Source organism: Mesorhizobium temperatum (assembly GCF_002284575.1).
In the GTDB taxonomy this organism is placed as follows: domain Bacteria; phylum Pseudomonadota; class Alphaproteobacteria; order Rhizobiales; family Rhizobiaceae; genus Mesorhizobium; species Mesorhizobium temperatum.
In genome coordinates, this window is record NZ_NPKJ01000015.1 from 88,985 (window position 1) to 104,795 (window position 15,811).

A 15,811-nucleotide genomic window follows, 5' to 3' on the forward strand; every position below is an offset into this window, starting at 1 on the left:
ACGCCAAAGCGACCGAGGATGGACTTGGCGTCAACGGTTTAGCCGCCCGCGATCAAATCGGGCTGGCGATCCGCAGCTTGCAAGTTTCAGGGAACAGGTGGTCGCCGAACACACTGGCCCTCATCAATCGGCCGTCGAAGCTCTCCACCAGACACACGATGATCCCGTCGCTCCCTATCAGTTGTCAGCACTCATTGAATGCCGGAAGGCGCGTACGCTTGGCCGCACCTCGCGGTACAATTCAGTATCGCCTGGATTGTCGCCACGCTGTTCGGGATCGTCGGTGGAAGTCTGGATATCACGCTGAGGTACGGTCAGGTCGCGCCAAAATCGGAGCGCGTGGACACGGCGAAGATCGCCGCGGTAGGCCAGTCGTTCGAAAGTTGGCCAGGCTGACCGTCCCGCCCGAGGTGATATTGGAGCCTTGGGAGTGCAACGCGTCGAAGGCCTCGATAATTGTATCGACGCCCGTTCCGCCCTGCGCAACTGGCGTAACGCCGGCAAGGGCTGACAAATCCACCCAAGCGAGTTGGCCTGGTTTCGCACCTTGATGACGCCGTTGCCGCCGTCTGAGGTATCCAGCCAAACCATGCCGGCGTAAATCGTGCCTGGCTCAGTGGTGCCGCTATTCTGCTCGGCCAGCGCCTGCAGCGTCGGTCCTGATCGCAAGGCCAGGACCGTTGTCTATGACAAAGTCATGTTGTGACATTAGTTTCCCGTACCCGCGGGCGGGATGCCGGCGGGTTTTGTTTGTTGGTTGAAGTGTGGGTTTGATGTAAGGTCCAGGCCTCACGACAGCGCAGAGCAATCACTAGATCAGCAATTAGAGCTAGCTATTACGACTGCGCTGACCGGGTTTTTCAGCCGTGCTATCTTTGCGTAGTTTCGTTCTCAAACGAGGGGGTCTACAAACCGATGACCGCCCGCTTTTTGTTGGTATTGCTGCTCGCGGCTGCATACAGCCCTCTGGCATTCCTTCCCGCTTATTCAGCAGAGCGAGCGTCCGAGGCGCTTGTTCGAATGCGGACAGAAATCGAAACAACGAAGGCTGAACTTGAACGCACTACCGCTGAGTTGAAGCGCCTTAAAGGCGTAAAGTCGGACTACGATTCGAAGCTGCAAAAGTATGCTGACGAAGGAGGCGAGCTTGCCGGGAAGATGCTTAAATCGATTGGGGACCAGATCAAAGATCGCGCAATCGACACGCCTAAGAAATTCAAAGACACGATGAAGCGCGCATACGAAATTGAGAAACAGTATGGCGAAACGGCTAGTGCAGGCGCAGATGCTGCGATCGCGAAAATCGACGACGAAATCAGGGAGATCGATATACCGCGACTGGAAAAGCGAAGCGAGCGCCTCGCCCGCGATCTGGGGTACAAAACCTTCCAGTATGTTGTCTTGGGTCCGATGCTCCAGGCAAAAGCAGAAGAAGAGGAACGGCAACAAAAAGGAAGAAACGAAAAGTCCGGCCAGTACTATAAGGTTCTTCCGAAAGCAGAGTATTTCCGGGACAACTACAAGCCGCTCCCGCCCGGCACCTTTACCAACGACGCCAATCCAAACTCTAACACTACCCCGCCTCCTTCTCCCCCAACAACGTCATCAGAGACTAAGACCCCGCCTGTCACGCAGGAGGCTCCGCCTGTCACACCCCCGCCGCAGACAGCCCCCCCTCAAAAGCAGCCGAGTATAGACAATTCCGATCCGACTTAATTGGAGAGTATCGTGTTAAAGCGCATCCCGCTGTTATTTGGCCTTCTCGCATTCGCGTCACCGCAAGTAGCAAGCGCCTATATTGTTCCTGGGCATTCGCAATGTCCCGAGGTTAATCCAAGGAACAGTTGGGTGGAATTTATGATAGGCGACTTCCGGCTCCCGGAGGGATCATTTCCGTTGGCGGTATTCCCGGATCCATTTTTCTCCATACATTTTATAAGAGACATCGGCGACGTACAGGTAAGTTGCTATACCGTGCACTACACAGGCGATCAGCACTGGACGGTCACCGGCCCAGTGAGAGATCACAACAAAAACAAATCTGAAGAAAGAGTTGGTGGAGACCCCGAGGAATTGCAGTTAAACGTTTGGGGCGGACTTTTTCGGTTCAACGAGGAGGGTGAAGTTTTTTATCTGGCTGACGGTCAACTGGCCGGCCACCTCTACTGTTTTCTCGGTAACGAATGCTGGTTAAAGCCACCGTCTTGAGCGTACACGGTCAGCTGAAATACTCCGCAGCAGGATCTTCTTTCGCAGGCGGTGCCCAGCCGACTTTTCCGAAGTCCGCCGGAGTAGCGCCCAGTTGCCCGAGACACAGACGCAACAGATTGGCGCCGGAATCTGAAAGCGTGCCGGTTCGCAGTCTCCCCGCCAACAGTGCGGTGATCGATACGATGCCGCCATGGCTTGCATTCAGCCAAGGCACGTTTTCAGCAAGTTCCTGCCAGGCTGCTTTGCCGTGATCGTTCAACCACTCCGGAGCGTCGCCGATCAGGTCGCGCAGCTTCGTGTCGGCCGTTCTGCTTCTCATGCGTGAAGAGCGAGATGTCTTATTCAATGAAGTCGTCCCGCAACCGTCGCCCGCGCTGGCTTATAGAATCAGGCGACTGATTAAGATCGCCGAAGAAGGCAGGGCCGAGGTGTCGTAAACGCCAGAGAAATTTCAAAAGATATTTGGGATTATATAGCCCCAACAATAACATAGCGGTGCCCAGTTTCATCCTCTCCGGCGCGCCATTCAAGCGCAAGAGAAAGCTTGGCGGAGGGGCATGTCTCTTGTCGACGCAGGTCGATCACGACGGGTTACTTGACAGCATTGAAGTCGGGATGCTTTCCCTCCACGCGTCAGATCCATGACGAATCTGCACTGGGGCGATTTTTACGTCGGCTATTTCAATTCCAACTTCTTAGTCTAACGTACAGCCGACGGGGGGGGAAATGCCAAAGCGGACAAGTTCTCGATCGGGAAGCATTCAATCTTCGGGCGTTAAACATCACATCAAAACTCACAGAGCCGGGGGGCACTAACGAATGGACATCGCGCCAGACAAGCAGAATATCGACCGCGTATTTTCTAACACGACTTATCACATAGATTTCTATCAACGAGACTACAAGTGGACTGACGAGCCGGTCCGCCGGCTGATCGATGACATCTTCTATGCTTTCGAGGAGACGTACAAGGAACACGTCGTCCTTGACCCCGGGCCGGAGATCATCGTCGCGAAGTATCCCTGGTACTATCTCAATACTTATGTGACCAACACAATCGACGGACGCGTCTATGTTGTCGACGGACAGCAGCGCCTGACCACGCTGACGCTGATCCTCATCAAGCTGCACCATATGGCGGTTTCCTTCCAGTCGGACCTGGCCGACTGGATCAAGGGAAAAATCGCGGGGCAGGACGGCTTCAAAAAGCGCTTCTGGATGAATCATGAACGGCATCTGGAGGCGCTGAAGGCACTGTTCGAGGATAAAGACCAGATCCCGACCGACAGCGGCCTTACCGCCGTTAACATGCTCGACAACTATAATATCATCGCCGATGCGCTCGATGAACGGCTGACGGACAAGCACAAGCTGGAGACCTTCGTCTTCTACTTTCTGCATCGGCTGGTGCTGATCAACCTTTCGGTCGAGCAGACCGACGTACCGATGGTGTTCGAGGTCATCAACGATCGTGGCGTGCGGCTCCGGCCATATGAAATCCTGAAGGGCAAGCTCCTCGGCCAGATCGAAAAGATCGAACTGGATGCACAGGATTTCAACGGTTTGTGGGAGCGTTGCGTAAGAAGCGTGAACCGTTTCAAACCGGATGAAATCGATACGTTCTTCACCTATTTTCTGAAGGCGAAGTTCGCCGACACCCGCAAGCTAGCCCAACGGTTTGACAACGAATACCACCGGGAAATGTTCAAGAAGGATATGAACGACGCGCTCGGGCTCGACCACGACGCGGTAAGGGTCAAGAAATTTCTCAGTGAGGATTTTCGCTACTACACCTCGCTTTATGCCAAAATCTGGAACTATGCTGGCGTACGCAAACCGGCCCAGGAGCATGTTTACTTCAACAGGCTGAACGAAATGGACAGCCAGTTTCTGCTTATTCTTTCTGCTTGTACAGTTGACGATCCTGAAGAAGAAGAGAAGATTCGGCTCGTCTCTTATCACCTCGACCGGCTGTTCACTTTGCTGCGGCTACAGCGTGCCTATGACAGCAACGAATTCAATGACGCCGTTTACGAGATCTCAAAGTTACTGCGGGGCGAGAATGCCAGCGCAATTCCAGTGGCGTTCGATCAGCAACTGCTCAAGTTGCTCTCATTGAGGCGTGGTCTGCCGGTAAGCGATCCATTCGAATATTCGCAATTCAAGAATACTTCGGTAACCGACGTTCCGACACGCTTCACCCGCTACTTTTTTGCGCGCGTCGACGATTTTATGGCACGTGAAATGAAGGTTGGGCCCAAGCATACGATCGACGAACTGGTCACGAAGACAGGCTCGAAGGGCGGGTTTCATATCGAGCACATCGTTTCGAACAACGCGGCCAATCTGGCGCTCTATGACAACAACGCGGAACGGTTCGAGGTTGACCGGAACAGGCTGGGTGGGGTCTTGCTGTTGAAAGGCAAGGATAACATCTCCAGCAACAACGAGGCTTATGCGCAAAAACTCAAATCCTACGCGGGGACTCTTTACTGGAACGAGACCTTGCGAGACGACACCTACAAATCGAAGCTGGACTTCAAGACAATGATGACCGGTCACAAACTCAAGTTCGAGGCGTGCAGGAGCTTTGGACCAGCCGAGGTTGAAAAACGCCAGAAACTTCTTTTCGACATGATATCGATCGTTTGGGCTCCAGCGTCATGACTTTCAGCCATATCTCGTAAAGCTGGACGTTGAATCAGTCCCGCCCGCCCATGGCGGTCGCCTTCCACCTCACCGATGGTCTGGAACCCAACCCGCCTCGAATGACTTGTTGTCGGTAGAATCTCGAAGGGAGAGCCCATTGCCCGCACCTGACGAAATGGATGTCGTCCTCGAAAAGCTGCCTTTGAGGATCGGCGCCTACGTGCCCGACGACTTGCTGGAGGACTGGTTCGCGCCGGGAACGGGCATGAACCCGGTCAGCAAGGAAGCGCTGGCGGCCGCCAAGACCTACGGATGGCGCTTCGAATGCGAGTTCAAGCACTATCCCGAAAGGATGGAAGGCGTGTTCTGGAAGTGGGTGCCGGCGATCTGATCCGCACAATTTCCATCGGCCCCTTGGCGCTTCAGTGATCGAGATTGCCGCGGCGCGTGATCGCTATCCTGATCGCCTCAGCCTATCGGCGTCGTCACCTTTCCTGTTCCGCCGCATTCGGGGCAGGTGCGGCCGTCGATCATGCCTGTCCCGGCGCAGCGGTGGCACATATGCTCGCCGGCGCCGGCAATGCCTGCCGCGTCGGCATTAGCTTGATCTTCCGCAAGTTGCGCAGGTTTGCCTTGCAGCTTGCCTCGCAACCGGGCGGCGGTCTCGTCGACTTCAAGCGGCGTGCTGCTGTCGCCCGGTTCGCCGGATTGGCCGATGGTTTCGTTGCGCGGCCGGTCATTTGTGCCTGTCGTTATCTTCTGAACCATTGCAGTACTCTTTTGCGGTGGCGCAGCTCTCAGCTTCTGCGGTTCGAACGCCTCAGCTCCGCAGAGGTTCCGGTTGGCAATCGATCGCCGGCGGACCCGGACGGAAGTGGCAAACAGCCAAGCGCATCCAGGCTGAAACGGCACGAGTTCGGGGGGTCGCCCAAGCAGGACGGGAAATCCCATCAATGGCGCCGCGCAGCCTTTGCGTCAGCACTACGGCAGCCGCTCCGACCGCACTTTCACATCGTCGCTCAGTTGCCGCACGATCCCGGCGGTCTTGCGAATATCCGCTTCGTCGAGAGCAGCGCCCATGGTCGAGGCGATCGCCAAGAGCTGGGCGTTGAGCTCGCCGTAGCGCGCAGCACCCTTGCGCGTCAGCTGCACAAGCTTCGAGCGCCGGTGTTTTGGGTTGTCGATGAATTCGACCAGCCCCTCGGCCGCAAGCTCATCCGCCAGCCGCTGCATGCGCTGGCGGCTGGTGGGCCGCATCTGGGCGATCTGCGGCACGGTGAGCGGACCAAGCAGCGTGAGGCTTCGCATGAAGCCGAACGCACCGCCGCCCCAACTGGTGATGAGCCCTGTCTTCTGGCCGAGAGCCCGTATTCTGAAGAAGCACTGGGCCACCTCGAGCATCAGCTCGGTGATCGCCTCGGCCTTGCCGTCAACCATGGGGTCCGCTTCCTTCGTTCGGTCGGTCCCGTGTCGTGCCGACGCCATCGCTTCCGTTCCTCCTGTCTGTGCCAACTTCTGTGATTGACACCGCTGTTGTCAACTTCTAGAATGACACCTTGATTGTCATCTCTAGGGGCTATGGGCTTCATGGCCCTCCAGCATCTGCGGAGCAGACATGGACCAGGCTGGGCAAACCGACAGCGGAACCGCAGGCGTCATCGCGAGACCGCCGCTGCTGTTTCTCGCCGCTTTTCTGATTGGCTTCGTCCTGGACCGCCTGCTGCGCTTGCCGTTCCCGATTCCGGGGAATGACCAGGTCACCTGGATCATCGGCGGCTCGCTGATCGTGATCGGTTTTGCGCTTTTCGCCGCGGGCATTCGCAACTTCATGCGCGCGGAGACGCCGGTGCCGACGAATGAGCCGACGCGCGTGCTGGTGACGACCGGCATCCACGGCTGGACGCGCAATCCGATCTACCTCGGCATGTTCCTGATCTATGGCGGCATCGGCGTCGCCGCGCAGAATATGTGGATCCTTGTCCTCACGCTGCCTCTCGCAATCCTGATCCGCTACGGCGTCGTCGCCCGCGAGGAGGCCTATCTCGAGCGGCGTTTCGGCGATGCCTATCTCGACTACAGGCAACGCGTGCGGCGCTGGCTCTAAGCGTCGCAAAATGCCGATCGCGTGCTCTGATCCCAAAGTCTTGCCGAGCTGGTACTATTTTGTCGGCTGACGACGATCCAGAACCAACGCTTAGGGATTTCAAATGAAACTCGGCTTCATCGGCACAGGCGCGCTCACAGCCGCGATTGTCACCGGACTTAAATCCGCCGCGGACAATTCCGTATCGGTGCTCCTGTCGCCCCGTAATGAAGAAATCGCTGCCAGCCTGGCGCTTCACTACCCGGATGTACGCGTTGCACCGGATAATCAGGCCGTCCTCGACAATTGCGATACTGTCATGCTGGCGGTTCGGCCGCAGATTGCGCAGGACGTGCTTTCAGGATTGCAGTTTCGTCGGGACCATCACGTCGTCAGCTTGATCGCCATCCTGTCGCGCGAGGAAATAGCCGCCTTGATCGCTCCTGTGGAGCACGTGACGAAAGCACTTCCCATGCCGATGATCGCTCACAGGCAGGGAGCGACAATCATCTGTCCGCCCGATCGGCGCATGGCGGCGTTTTTCAGCCGGCTAGGAAAGGTGATCGAGGTCGATGATCCGAGCGAGTTCGACGCGCTGAGCGTCGTCACCGCGACATTTGCCAGCTATTTCAAATATCTCGATACCATCCATGGCTGGCTGAAAGACCATGGCGTCGGGGACGCGCAGGCGCGCGACTATATCGCCACCATTTTCAAAGCGCTGGCCAACGCACCGGAAACAGCGTCGGATACCGGCTTCATGGATCTGGCGGAAGACTATGCAACGCGCGGCGGGCTCAACGAACAGATTTTGCGTGAGCTCACGGCGCGGAACGTCTTTGATGCCTTCCGAGAAAGCCTGGACGGCGTGCATCGGCGTATCTCGGCAGGAGCAGCGCCGCGCACCGGCCCTGCATCATGACGATGACAGTCGACCCTGCCATAATCCTCCACACCAACGCGCCGGCGGTGGCGATGAAGCTGTTGCGGGCAACGCATCCGGGGCTGTCGGTTTACCCCTGTGACAGCTACGCCGGCCTGGCCGCCTTGATAGAAGAGACAAAAGCCGAGATCGTCTACTCGGTGCGCTTCGACGGCACCGCGCGCTTCCCGCGCTCCGCTCTCCTGGAGAGCCAGACGGTGAAATGGGTGTCGGTCGGCGGGTCGGGGACGGATCATCTGGGTGCCTGGAACCCCGAAAAGGTGACGGTGACGAACGCCGCCGGTGTCGCGGCCGACATGATGGCCGAATACGCGCTGGGGGCGATGCTGTCCTTCTCGCTGGGTCTTCGAAATTTCGCCAAGCATCAGCGCGCCCGGACATGGGTCACCGGCACGGTCGAGCCGATCCAGGGCAAGACCTTGCTGCTGCTCGGCCTCGGCAGGACCGGGCAGGCATTGGCCCGGCGAGCGAAAACCTTGGGGCTGACGACGCTCGGCGTGCGTGCGCATCCCGGGCCAACCGCCGATGTCGACGAGGTTCACGGCATCGAGGCATTGCCGGGACTTTGGGGCCGGGCCGACTTCATCGCCTGTTGCGTGCCGTTGCTGGAGGCGACGCGCGGGCTGATCGGCGCTGCGGCGTTTGCCGCGATGAAGCCGTCAGCGGTGCTCATCGACGTTTCGCGTGGCGGCGTCGTCGACGAGGCAGCACTGCTGTCGGCGCTCGACGGCGGCTGCATCAAAGGCGCCGCGCTCGATGTGTTTTCGACCGAGCCGCTGCCGGCGGATCATCCACTTTGGGGCTATGAGAACGTGATCGTCACGCCGCATTGCTCGTCGGTCTATGACGGCTGGGAGGAGAAAGCGCTGGCTATGTTCGCAGACAATCTCAGCCGCTATCGGCGCGGCGAAAAGCTGCTTAACATTGTCGATCCAATGCGCGGTTACTAGCGATGAAGTCTCCCGACAGCGCCTCGATCCAAGAATCCGATATCGCGATCATCGGCGGCGGTATTGCCGGAGCGAGTGCGGCCTATGAGCTGGCGGCCGTCTCGTCGGTCATCCTGCTCGAGCGCGAAAGCCATTGCGGCTACCATTCCACCGGCCGGTCGGCCGCGAGCTTTACCGAGAATTACGGCAACGCCGTCATCCGACGGCTGGCGATCGCCAGCCGATCTTTTCTCGAAGCGCCGCCCGAGGGCTTTTGCGATCATCCCTTGACGCTCCCGCGTGGCATGCTGACCATCGCGCGCCAGGATCAGCTGGGCCGGCTTGAAGAGGAACTCGAAAAGGCCAGGCAATTCGTGCCGTCGATCCATCGGGTCAGCCCCGAACAGGCGTTGGCGCGCGTGCCGGTGCTGCGATCGGAGTATGTCGCCGGTGCGTTCGTCGAACCAGGCTGTCGCGAGATCGACGTCAACGAGCTTCATCAGGGTTTCCTGCGCACTGCGCGCAAGCATGGCGGCCGGATCGTCACCAATGCAGGCGTCGACGCAATCGAGCGGCACAAGGATCGCTGGATCCTGCAGACGAGCCAGGGACTATTCGCCGCGCCGATCCTCGTCAATGCGGCCGGCGCCTGGGCCGACAGGATCGCCGCTCTGGCCAAAATTGCCCCGATCGGTCTGGTGCCGAAGCGACGCACTGCGTTCCATGTCGCGGCACCGGATGGCGTCTCGATTGCCAGCTGGCCGCTGGTCAACGATGTCGGCGAGGAATTCTACCTCAAGCCGGACGCCGGCCGGATTTTCGTCTCGCCGGCGGATGCGACCCCGAGCGAGCCGATGGACGCCTATCCCGACGATTTCGACGTCGCCGTCGGCGTCGATCGCCTGCAGCGGGCGACGACGATCGACGTGCGCCGGATAGAGCATCAATGGGCGGGCCTGCGCAGTTTTGTCAGCGACGCCTCGCCGGTGGTCGGCTTCGACGCCGAGGCCGAGGGCTTCTTCTGGCTGGCGGGCCAGGGCGGCTACGGCATCAAGACATCGCCGGCGCTCGCCAGGGCATGTCGCGATCTAATCGGCACCGGACGCTTGCCGGATGATCTGTTGCGTCAAGGCATCGAGCCGGGTGATCTTGCGCCCGGCCGGATCGGGGCGACATCCGCGCCGGAGGAAAAAGCACCGTGAGCAAGGATGACCGCATGACAATCGAACGCTTCGAGAACGGACCACGCTTCTGCCGTGTGCTCAGCCACATTGGGCATTGTCTATCTGGCCGGCATGACGGCCGACGATCTGTCGGGCGACACCACGCAGCAGACGCGCGACGTGCTCGCCAAGGTCGACACCTATCTGGCGAAGGCCGGCGGCGACAAGTCCAGTATCCTGAGCGCCACGGTATGGCTGCGCGACATTGCCGACTTCGACAAGATGAACGCCGCCTGGGACGCCTGGATCGACAAAAGCGCCATGCCGGTGCGGGCAACGGTCGAAGCCAGGCTCGCCGGCGACGGCTATCGCGTCGAGATCATGGTGACCGCTGCAGCCTGAGCTGCGATCTATTGGGGAGACGACGCCATGGCTCGAGACCTGTCCATCGCGGTCTGCCAGACCGGCCCGATACAGAAAAGCGCGCAACGGCCCGAAACGGTGGACCGGCTGGTCGCGCTTCTGGAAAAAGCGGCCGCCGCCGGCGCGGAAATCGCGGTGTTTCCCGAACTGGCGCTGACAACCTTCTTTCCGCGTTGGCGCATCGACGACCGGGCCGAGATCGAAGCGTTCTTCGAGCCCGCCATGCCGGGCCCGCAGACGCAGCGCCTTTACGACGCCGCGGCGCGGCTCAGGATAGGCTTTGCGCTCGGATATGCCGAGCTGGCGCGCGTCGACGGGGCCCGCTTCAACACGATGGATCTGGTCGGGCAGGACGGCAAGCTTGTCGGGCGCTACCGCAAGATCCATGTGCCGGGATCAAGTGAGCCGGAACCGGGCACGACCGTCCATCTCGAGCGGCGTTATTTCGAGCCGGGCAATCTCGGCTTTCCGGTCTTCGTCTATCGCGGCGTGCGCGTCGGCATGGCCATCTGCAACGACCGGCGCTGGCCGGAGACCTACCGCATGCTCTGCCTCAACGGCGCCGAAATTGTCCTGATCGGCTACAACACGCCGCTGCTGCTCGATGAGGCGCCGGCGCAGGCGCATCTGCGCATGTTCCACAATCATCTGCCGATGCAGGCCGGCGCCTATCAGAACACGGTCTGGGTCGCGGCAGCGGCCAAGGCCGGCGTCGAGGACGGCCAGGCCTTGATCGGCGGCTCCTGCATCATCGCCCCGACCGGCGAAATCGCGGCGCAGGCGATGTCGCTCGACGACGAGGTGATCGTCCATCGCGCCGATCTCGACCTGATCGCCGTCTGCCGCAAGGTGAATTTCGACTTCGCCAGATATCGCCGGCCCGACCAATATCAGCTGATCGCGGATCAGGTTTGAGGTGACAGCCCTCGCTGGCGTTAGAGCGCTTTGCGTTTTGGTGGAACCAAAACGGCGCCCTAACTCTTTGTTTTAACGCATTTTGTCGGACGCCAAACGAAGACGTTTGGCTGCAAAATGCTCTAGGAAACAGCAACGAGATGACCGTTGCCAAGATCCTTCAGGGCCAGTTTCGGCGGGTCTTCGCCGATTTTTCGAGTCGGGCTCGGGATCTCCTGATCGAGACGCGCGAAACGCGGCCGGCGCTTTGCCGGATCGGGCACCGGCACGGCCTCGATCAAGCGCTTCGTGTAGGGATGGCGCGGGTTCGAAAAGACTTGGTCGCGAGTGCCCATTTCGACGATCTGGCCGAGATACATGACCGCGACACGATCGGAAATGTTCTCGACCACCGCCATGTCGTGCGAGATGAACAGATAGGCGATACCGAATACGCGCTGCAGTTCCTTCAGCAGGTCGAGCACGCGGGCCTGCACCGACACGTCGAGCGCCGAAACGCTTTCGTCGGCGATGATGAGCTTGGGCCTGAGCGCCAGCGCGCGGGCGATGCAGATGCGCTGGCGCTGGCCGCCCGAGAATTCGTGTGGATAGAGCTCCATCTGGTCGGCCGACAGGCCGACGCGCTCGAACAGCGCCGCCACAAGCTGGCTGCGCTCTTCCTTCAAGGCGATGCCATGGATCAACAGCGGCTCGGCAACGAGGTCGCCGACGCGCATGCGCGGGTCAAGCGAGGCATAGGGATCCTGGAAAATCATCTGCACGTCGCGGCGAACCGCCTTGCGCTGGTCACGGCCAAGGCCCGCCAGATTGCGCCCGCCGATCACGATATCGCCGTGGTAGGGCACAAGCCCGGCCAGCGCCTTGGCGGTGGTCGACTTGCCGCAGCCGGATTCGCCGACCAGCGCCAGCGTCTCGTGCGGCGCGATCGAAAAGCTGATGCCTTCGACGGCGTGGACACGGCGGTTCACCCTGCCGAAGAAGCCGCCGTGCAGGTCGAAATGGACATGCAGATCGTTGACGACAGCGACACTCGCGCGCATTTCCGCTTCGGCGGATTTTTGTTCGGCGGATTTTTGGCGGCCGACGCCGGTTCCGATGCGCGGCACGGCGGCGAGCAGTTCACGCGTATAGTCGGCTTGCGGGCGGGAAAAGATATCGGCGGCTGTTCCATGCTCGACCATGCGGCCGTGCCGCATGATGACGACGCGATCGGCCATTTCGGCAACCACGCCCATGTCATGGGTGATGAGGATGATGCTGGTGCCATGCTCGCGCTGCAGATCGCGCAGCAGTTCCAGCACCTCGCCTTGCACGGTGACATCGAGCGCCGTCGTCGGCTCGTCGGCGATCAGCACATCCGGTTTCAGCGCCAGCGCCATGGCGATCATCACGCGCTGGCGCATGCCGCCGGACAGTTCGTGCGGAAACTGTTTTAGCCGGCTTTCGGCTTCCGAGATGCGAACGGCCTTCAGCGCCTCGATGGCGCGCCGGCGCGCCTCGGCGCGAGACAGACCGGTATGGGCCTCGATGGACTCGACCAGCTGCCGGCCGATCGACAGCACCGGATTGAGCGATGTCATCGGCTCCTGAAAAATCATCGCGATGCGGTCGCCGCGAATGCGCCGCATCTGGCGCTCATCGAGGACTGCCAGATCGATGTCGCCCCGATCGATATCGCGAAGCCGAATCGCGCCGGATTCTATCCGGGCGGCGGGCTGCGGAAGCAACTGCATGATCGCTAGCGCGGTCATCGATTTGCCGGAGCCGGATTCACCGGCAATGCAAAGCGTCTCGCCGCGCGCAAGCGAGAACGATAGGTCTGATACCACCGGCCGCTCGCCGTCTTCGCCGCGCACGCTGACGGTCAGGTCGGAGATTTCCAGCACCGGACCAGCCGTGACCGAAACGGCCGGAGCGGCAGCCCCGGTCCGCTTGCTGCCTGCGCCTTTGCTCATTCGAAGACGCAGCGCGGGAAGTAGAACGACACCACCCAGTTCGGCATGTCGACGATCTCGCTGATCCGGAGATCGCCGCAGACCGAAACCAGCATGTAGGCCTCGACCGGCTCCATTCCGTAGCGGCCGGCAAGCAGGTCGATCATCTGGGAGACCGCTTCTCTGGCGCCCGTCATCAGGTCCGGTCCGATGCCGGTCGTCACCTCGTAGCCCTTGGCATCGAGATGGCGCGTCACTGGCCCTGGCGTGGTGAAGCGCGGTGTCTTCAGCCGCGCATCCTTAACCAGGTCGAGCTTGAGCACGACATCCATCGGGCTTTCGATCGCCGTGCCGCACACTTCGCCGTCGCCCTGCGCGGCATGCGTGTCGCCGACCGAAAACAGCGCACCGGCCACCTCCACCGGCAGATAGAGCGTGGTGCCGGCCGCGAGATCGCGGATGTCGAGATTGCCGCCGACGCGCCTTGGCGGCACCACCGAGTGAAGGCCCATTTCAGCCAGCGCGTTGCCGATGGTGCCGGCAAAGGGTTTCAGCGGCACGCGGGCTTGCCTGCCGAACAGCGCCGGCTCGAGCGAGACGGCGTCGTATGTCCAGATGTTCAGCGCCGGTTCCGGGAAGTCGTCGGCGAGTAGGCCGAACCCAGGAATGTTCCCCGTCCAACCGAAGCCGGACGGCTTGAACATCTCGATCGTCACCTTCAATGCATCGCCCGGCTCGGCACCTTCGACGAAGATCGGCCCGGTCACCGGGTTGATCCTGTCGAAGTCGAGCTTGGCGACGTCGGCAACGGTGCTGTCGGCCTGAAGCTGGCCACCTGACGAATCGAGGCACTGGAATTCGATCGTCGAACCGGGCGCCACCCGCTCAGTCGGGACAAAGGAATTGTCCCAGCCGAAATGATGATGGCGACCGTGGATGGTGTAGTCGCAGTTATTGCACATCGGTCACATACACATTGTCGTAGTTGATCGGGATATGGACAGGGTCGACATAGAGATTGTCGGCGCCGCCCATCCGGGCCGATTTCATGGTGAAGCGCTGCTCGTTGAAGACCGGCACCCAGGGCGCGTCTTCCATGATCTTGCCGTAGATCGCGCTCCACATCTTGGCACGTTCGGCTGATTTGGCCGGATCGACGATCGAGTCGGCCTCCGCCGCCTTGGCGTCGAGATCCTTGTTGCAGTACCACGACCAGTTCCAGCCACCCGGAACCGCGCCGGCGCAGCCGAGGATCGGCCCGTAGAAGTTCGACGGATCGGGGAAATCGGCGATCCAGGCCATGCCGCCGGACCAGATCATCGGCGCGCCGGCCTTGTCGCCGCCGGCGGCGATAACATTGGCCTGCGCGAGCGACTGGATGCTGGCCTTGATGCCGACGGCCGCCAAATCCTGCTGGATCGCCTGGGCGATGCGCGGGTTGGGATCGGTGTTCATGGCGAACAGCTGCGTGTCGAAACCATCGGGATGACCGGCCTCGGCAAGCAAAGCCTTGGCTTTGGCCACGTCATAGGGATAGCCCTTGAATTCCTTGTCGTAGCCGGGCATCGACGGCGGCAGCGGCTGGTTGGCCGGCACCGCACGGTTGTTGATCAGCTGGACGATACGGTCCTTGTTGATCGCCATGTTGACCGCTTGCCGCACCTTCACATTGTCGAACGGCGCCATGGTGGTGTTCATGGTGATGTAGCCGGTGTGCAACTGGCCGCCCTCGACAACGCGGGCCTTCTGCTCGGGATCGGCCATCACCTCCTGGAACTTGGCCGGCGGAATGCCGTCGCCGGGAATGTCGATCTCGCCCTTCTGCAGCCGCAGCAGCGCCACGATCGGCTCCTGGCCGATCTCGAAGCTGACCTTGTCGAGATACGGCAGGCCCTTGTGCCAGTAATCCGGGTTGCGCTCGAAGACGACGCGCTGACCGAGCGTCCATTCGGCGAACTTGAAAGCCCCGGTGCCGACCGGATGCTTGCCGAAATCCGCGCCGTATTTCTCGACCTCCTCCTTCGGCACAACATGCGAGAAGTTGATGGCCATGACATGCAGGAAGGTGGCGTCGGGCCGGGTCAGTTCGAACTTGATCGTGTAGGGGTCGACGACGGTGACGCCCGCCAGGCTTTCCGCCTTGCCGGCAGCGACATCGTCATGGCCCTTGATGGAGCCGAAGAAGCCGGCGCCCGGGCTCTGCGTCTTCGGATTGGTGACGCGGTCGAGCGAATATTTCACGTCGTCGGCAGTCATCTCGCGGCCATTGTGGAACTTCACCCCTTGGCGCAGCTTGAAGGTGAAGGTCTTGCCGTCGGGCGCAATCTCGTAGCTCTCGGCGAGGTCGGGCCGCAGGTTGGTGGTGCCCGGCTCATAGTCCATCAGCCCGTCGAACAGGCTCTTGATCATCGACCAGTTCTGCCAGTCATAGCCGATGGCCGGATCGAGCGTAGCGACGTCGTCCTTGTAGGTGATGGTGATCGCGCCGCCCGGCTTGGCGTTCGGATCGACGGCATCCTCGGCGCGTACGCTTGTCATGCCGAGCATCAGCGCGAGCGCCG

At 60.5% G+C, this 15,811-nt stretch carries 16 protein-coding genes and 1 pseudogene; 11 read left to right on the top strand and 6 right to left on the bottom strand.

All coding sequences use genetic code 11. From position 1 onward, the window contains the following. Positions 1–198: 198 nt before the first annotated feature. The 3 genes from CIT26_RS03415 to CIT26_RS35610 all read left to right on the top strand — a co-directional run bounded on the left by CIT26_RS03415 (position 199) and on the right by CIT26_RS35610 (position 2,208). Positions 199–396, top strand: a complete 198-nt coding sequence (locus CIT26_RS03415; protein WP_095491246.1) for a hypothetical protein — start codon at positions 199–201, stop codon at positions 394–396. Positions 397–915: 519 nt separating this feature from the next. After that, on the top strand, positions 916–1,716 hold the full coding sequence (locus CIT26_RS03420) for a hypothetical protein (protein WP_095491247.1): 801 nt from the start codon (positions 916–918) through the stop codon (positions 1,714–1,716). A gap of 12 nt (positions 1,717–1,728) precedes the next feature. Further along, positions 1,729–2,208, top strand: a complete 480-nt coding sequence (locus CIT26_RS35610) for a hypothetical protein (protein WP_143747777.1) — start codon at positions 1,729–1,731, stop codon at positions 2,206–2,208. Between the two features lie 10 nt (positions 2,209–2,218). Here CIT26_RS35610 and CIT26_RS03425 read toward each other — a convergent pair whose 3' ends face one another. Next, complete coding sequence (locus tag CIT26_RS03425; RefSeq protein WP_143747778.1) at positions 2,219–2,470, bottom strand: hypothetical protein; 252 nt, start codon at positions 2,468–2,470, stop codon at positions 2,219–2,221. A gap of 560 nt (positions 2,471–3,030) precedes the next feature. Between CIT26_RS03425 and CIT26_RS03430 the strand changes: the two genes are divergently transcribed. Continuing rightward, positions 3,031–4,878, top strand: a complete 1,848-nt coding sequence (locus CIT26_RS03430; RefSeq protein WP_095491249.1) for a DUF262 domain-containing protein — start codon at positions 3,031–3,033, stop codon at positions 4,876–4,878. A gap of 139 nt (positions 4,879–5,017) precedes the next feature. Continuing rightward, positions 5,018–5,251, top strand: a complete 234-nt coding sequence (locus tag CIT26_RS03435; RefSeq protein WP_095491250.1) for a hypothetical protein — start codon at positions 5,018–5,020, stop codon at positions 5,249–5,251. A gap of 77 nt (positions 5,252–5,328) precedes the next feature. Here CIT26_RS03435 and CIT26_RS03440 read toward each other — a convergent pair whose 3' ends face one another. Together CIT26_RS03440 and CIT26_RS03445 are read right to left on the bottom strand one after the other, a co-directional pair. After that, positions 5,329–5,628: a hypothetical protein gene (locus CIT26_RS03440; protein ID WP_095491251.1), complete on the bottom strand. Its 300-nt coding sequence runs from the start codon at positions 5,626–5,628 to the stop codon at positions 5,329–5,331. A gap of 213 nt (positions 5,629–5,841) precedes the next feature. Then, positions 5,842–6,297, bottom strand: coding sequence for a MarR family winged helix-turn-helix transcriptional regulator (locus CIT26_RS03445; protein WP_095491252.1), 456 nt, complete (start codon positions 6,295–6,297; stop codon positions 5,842–5,844). 178 nt (positions 6,298–6,475) lie between these two features. On the opposite strand from CIT26_RS03445, the gene CIT26_RS03450 reads away from it, so the two are divergent. From CIT26_RS03450 to CIT26_RS03475, 6 genes and pseudogenes are all read left to right on the top strand, one after another. Beyond that, positions 6,476–6,964 (top strand): methyltransferase family protein, encoded by a 489-nt coding sequence (locus tag CIT26_RS03450; protein ID WP_095491253.1) that lies wholly within the window; start codon positions 6,476–6,478, stop codon positions 6,962–6,964. 103 nt (positions 6,965–7,067) lie between these two features. Continuing rightward, positions 7,068–7,865 carry a pyrroline-5-carboxylate reductase gene (locus CIT26_RS03455; RefSeq protein WP_095491254.1) on the top strand — a complete coding sequence of 266 codons (798 nt, stop codon included), beginning with the start codon at positions 7,068–7,070 and terminating at the stop codon, positions 7,863–7,865. Beyond that, complete coding sequence (locus tag CIT26_RS03460) at positions 7,862–8,836, top strand: D-2-hydroxyacid dehydrogenase (protein WP_245319072.1); 975 nt, start codon at positions 7,862–7,864, stop codon at positions 8,834–8,836. The genes CIT26_RS03455 and CIT26_RS03460 overlap by 4 nt, the downstream gene beginning before the upstream one ends. Before the next feature lie 2 nt (positions 8,837–8,838). Beyond that, positions 8,839–10,017 carry an NAD(P)/FAD-dependent oxidoreductase gene (locus CIT26_RS03465; RefSeq protein WP_095491255.1) on the top strand — a complete coding sequence of 393 codons (1,179 nt, stop codon included), beginning with the start codon at positions 8,839–8,841 and terminating at the stop codon, positions 10,015–10,017. A gap of 14 nt (positions 10,018–10,031) precedes the next feature. Next, positions 10,032–10,380, top strand: a pseudogene (locus CIT26_RS03470) (RidA family protein). A 27-nt stretch (positions 10,381–10,407) separates the two neighbouring features. After that, entirely contained in the window at positions 10,408–11,316 is a 909-nt protein-coding gene (locus CIT26_RS03475) for a nitrilase-related carbon-nitrogen hydrolase (RefSeq protein WP_095491256.1), read from the top strand. Between the two features lie 122 nt (positions 11,317–11,438). Here CIT26_RS03475 and CIT26_RS03480 read toward each other — a convergent pair whose 3' ends face one another. Genes CIT26_RS03480 through CIT26_RS03490 form a run of 3 tightly spaced genes read right to left on the bottom strand, consistent with a single transcriptional unit; the run spans position 11,439 to position 15,797 of the window. Further along, positions 11,439–13,271 carry an ABC transporter ATP-binding protein gene (locus CIT26_RS03480; protein WP_095491257.1) on the bottom strand — a complete coding sequence of 611 codons (1,833 nt, stop codon included), beginning with the start codon at positions 13,269–13,271 and terminating at the stop codon, positions 11,439–11,441. Further along, positions 13,268–14,212 carry an acetamidase/formamidase family protein gene (locus tag CIT26_RS03485; RefSeq protein ID WP_095491258.1) on the bottom strand — a complete coding sequence of 315 codons (945 nt, stop codon included), beginning with the start codon at positions 14,210–14,212 and terminating at the stop codon, positions 13,268–13,270. Before CIT26_RS03485 ends, CIT26_RS03480 begins: the two co-directional genes overlap by 4 nt. Then, positions 14,202–15,797: an ABC transporter substrate-binding protein gene (locus CIT26_RS03490; RefSeq protein ID WP_425350320.1), complete on the bottom strand. Its 1,596-nt coding sequence runs from the start codon at positions 15,795–15,797 to the stop codon at positions 14,202–14,204. Before CIT26_RS03490 ends, CIT26_RS03485 begins: the two co-directional genes overlap by 11 nt. Between the last annotated feature and the right edge of the window lie 14 nt (positions 15,798–15,811).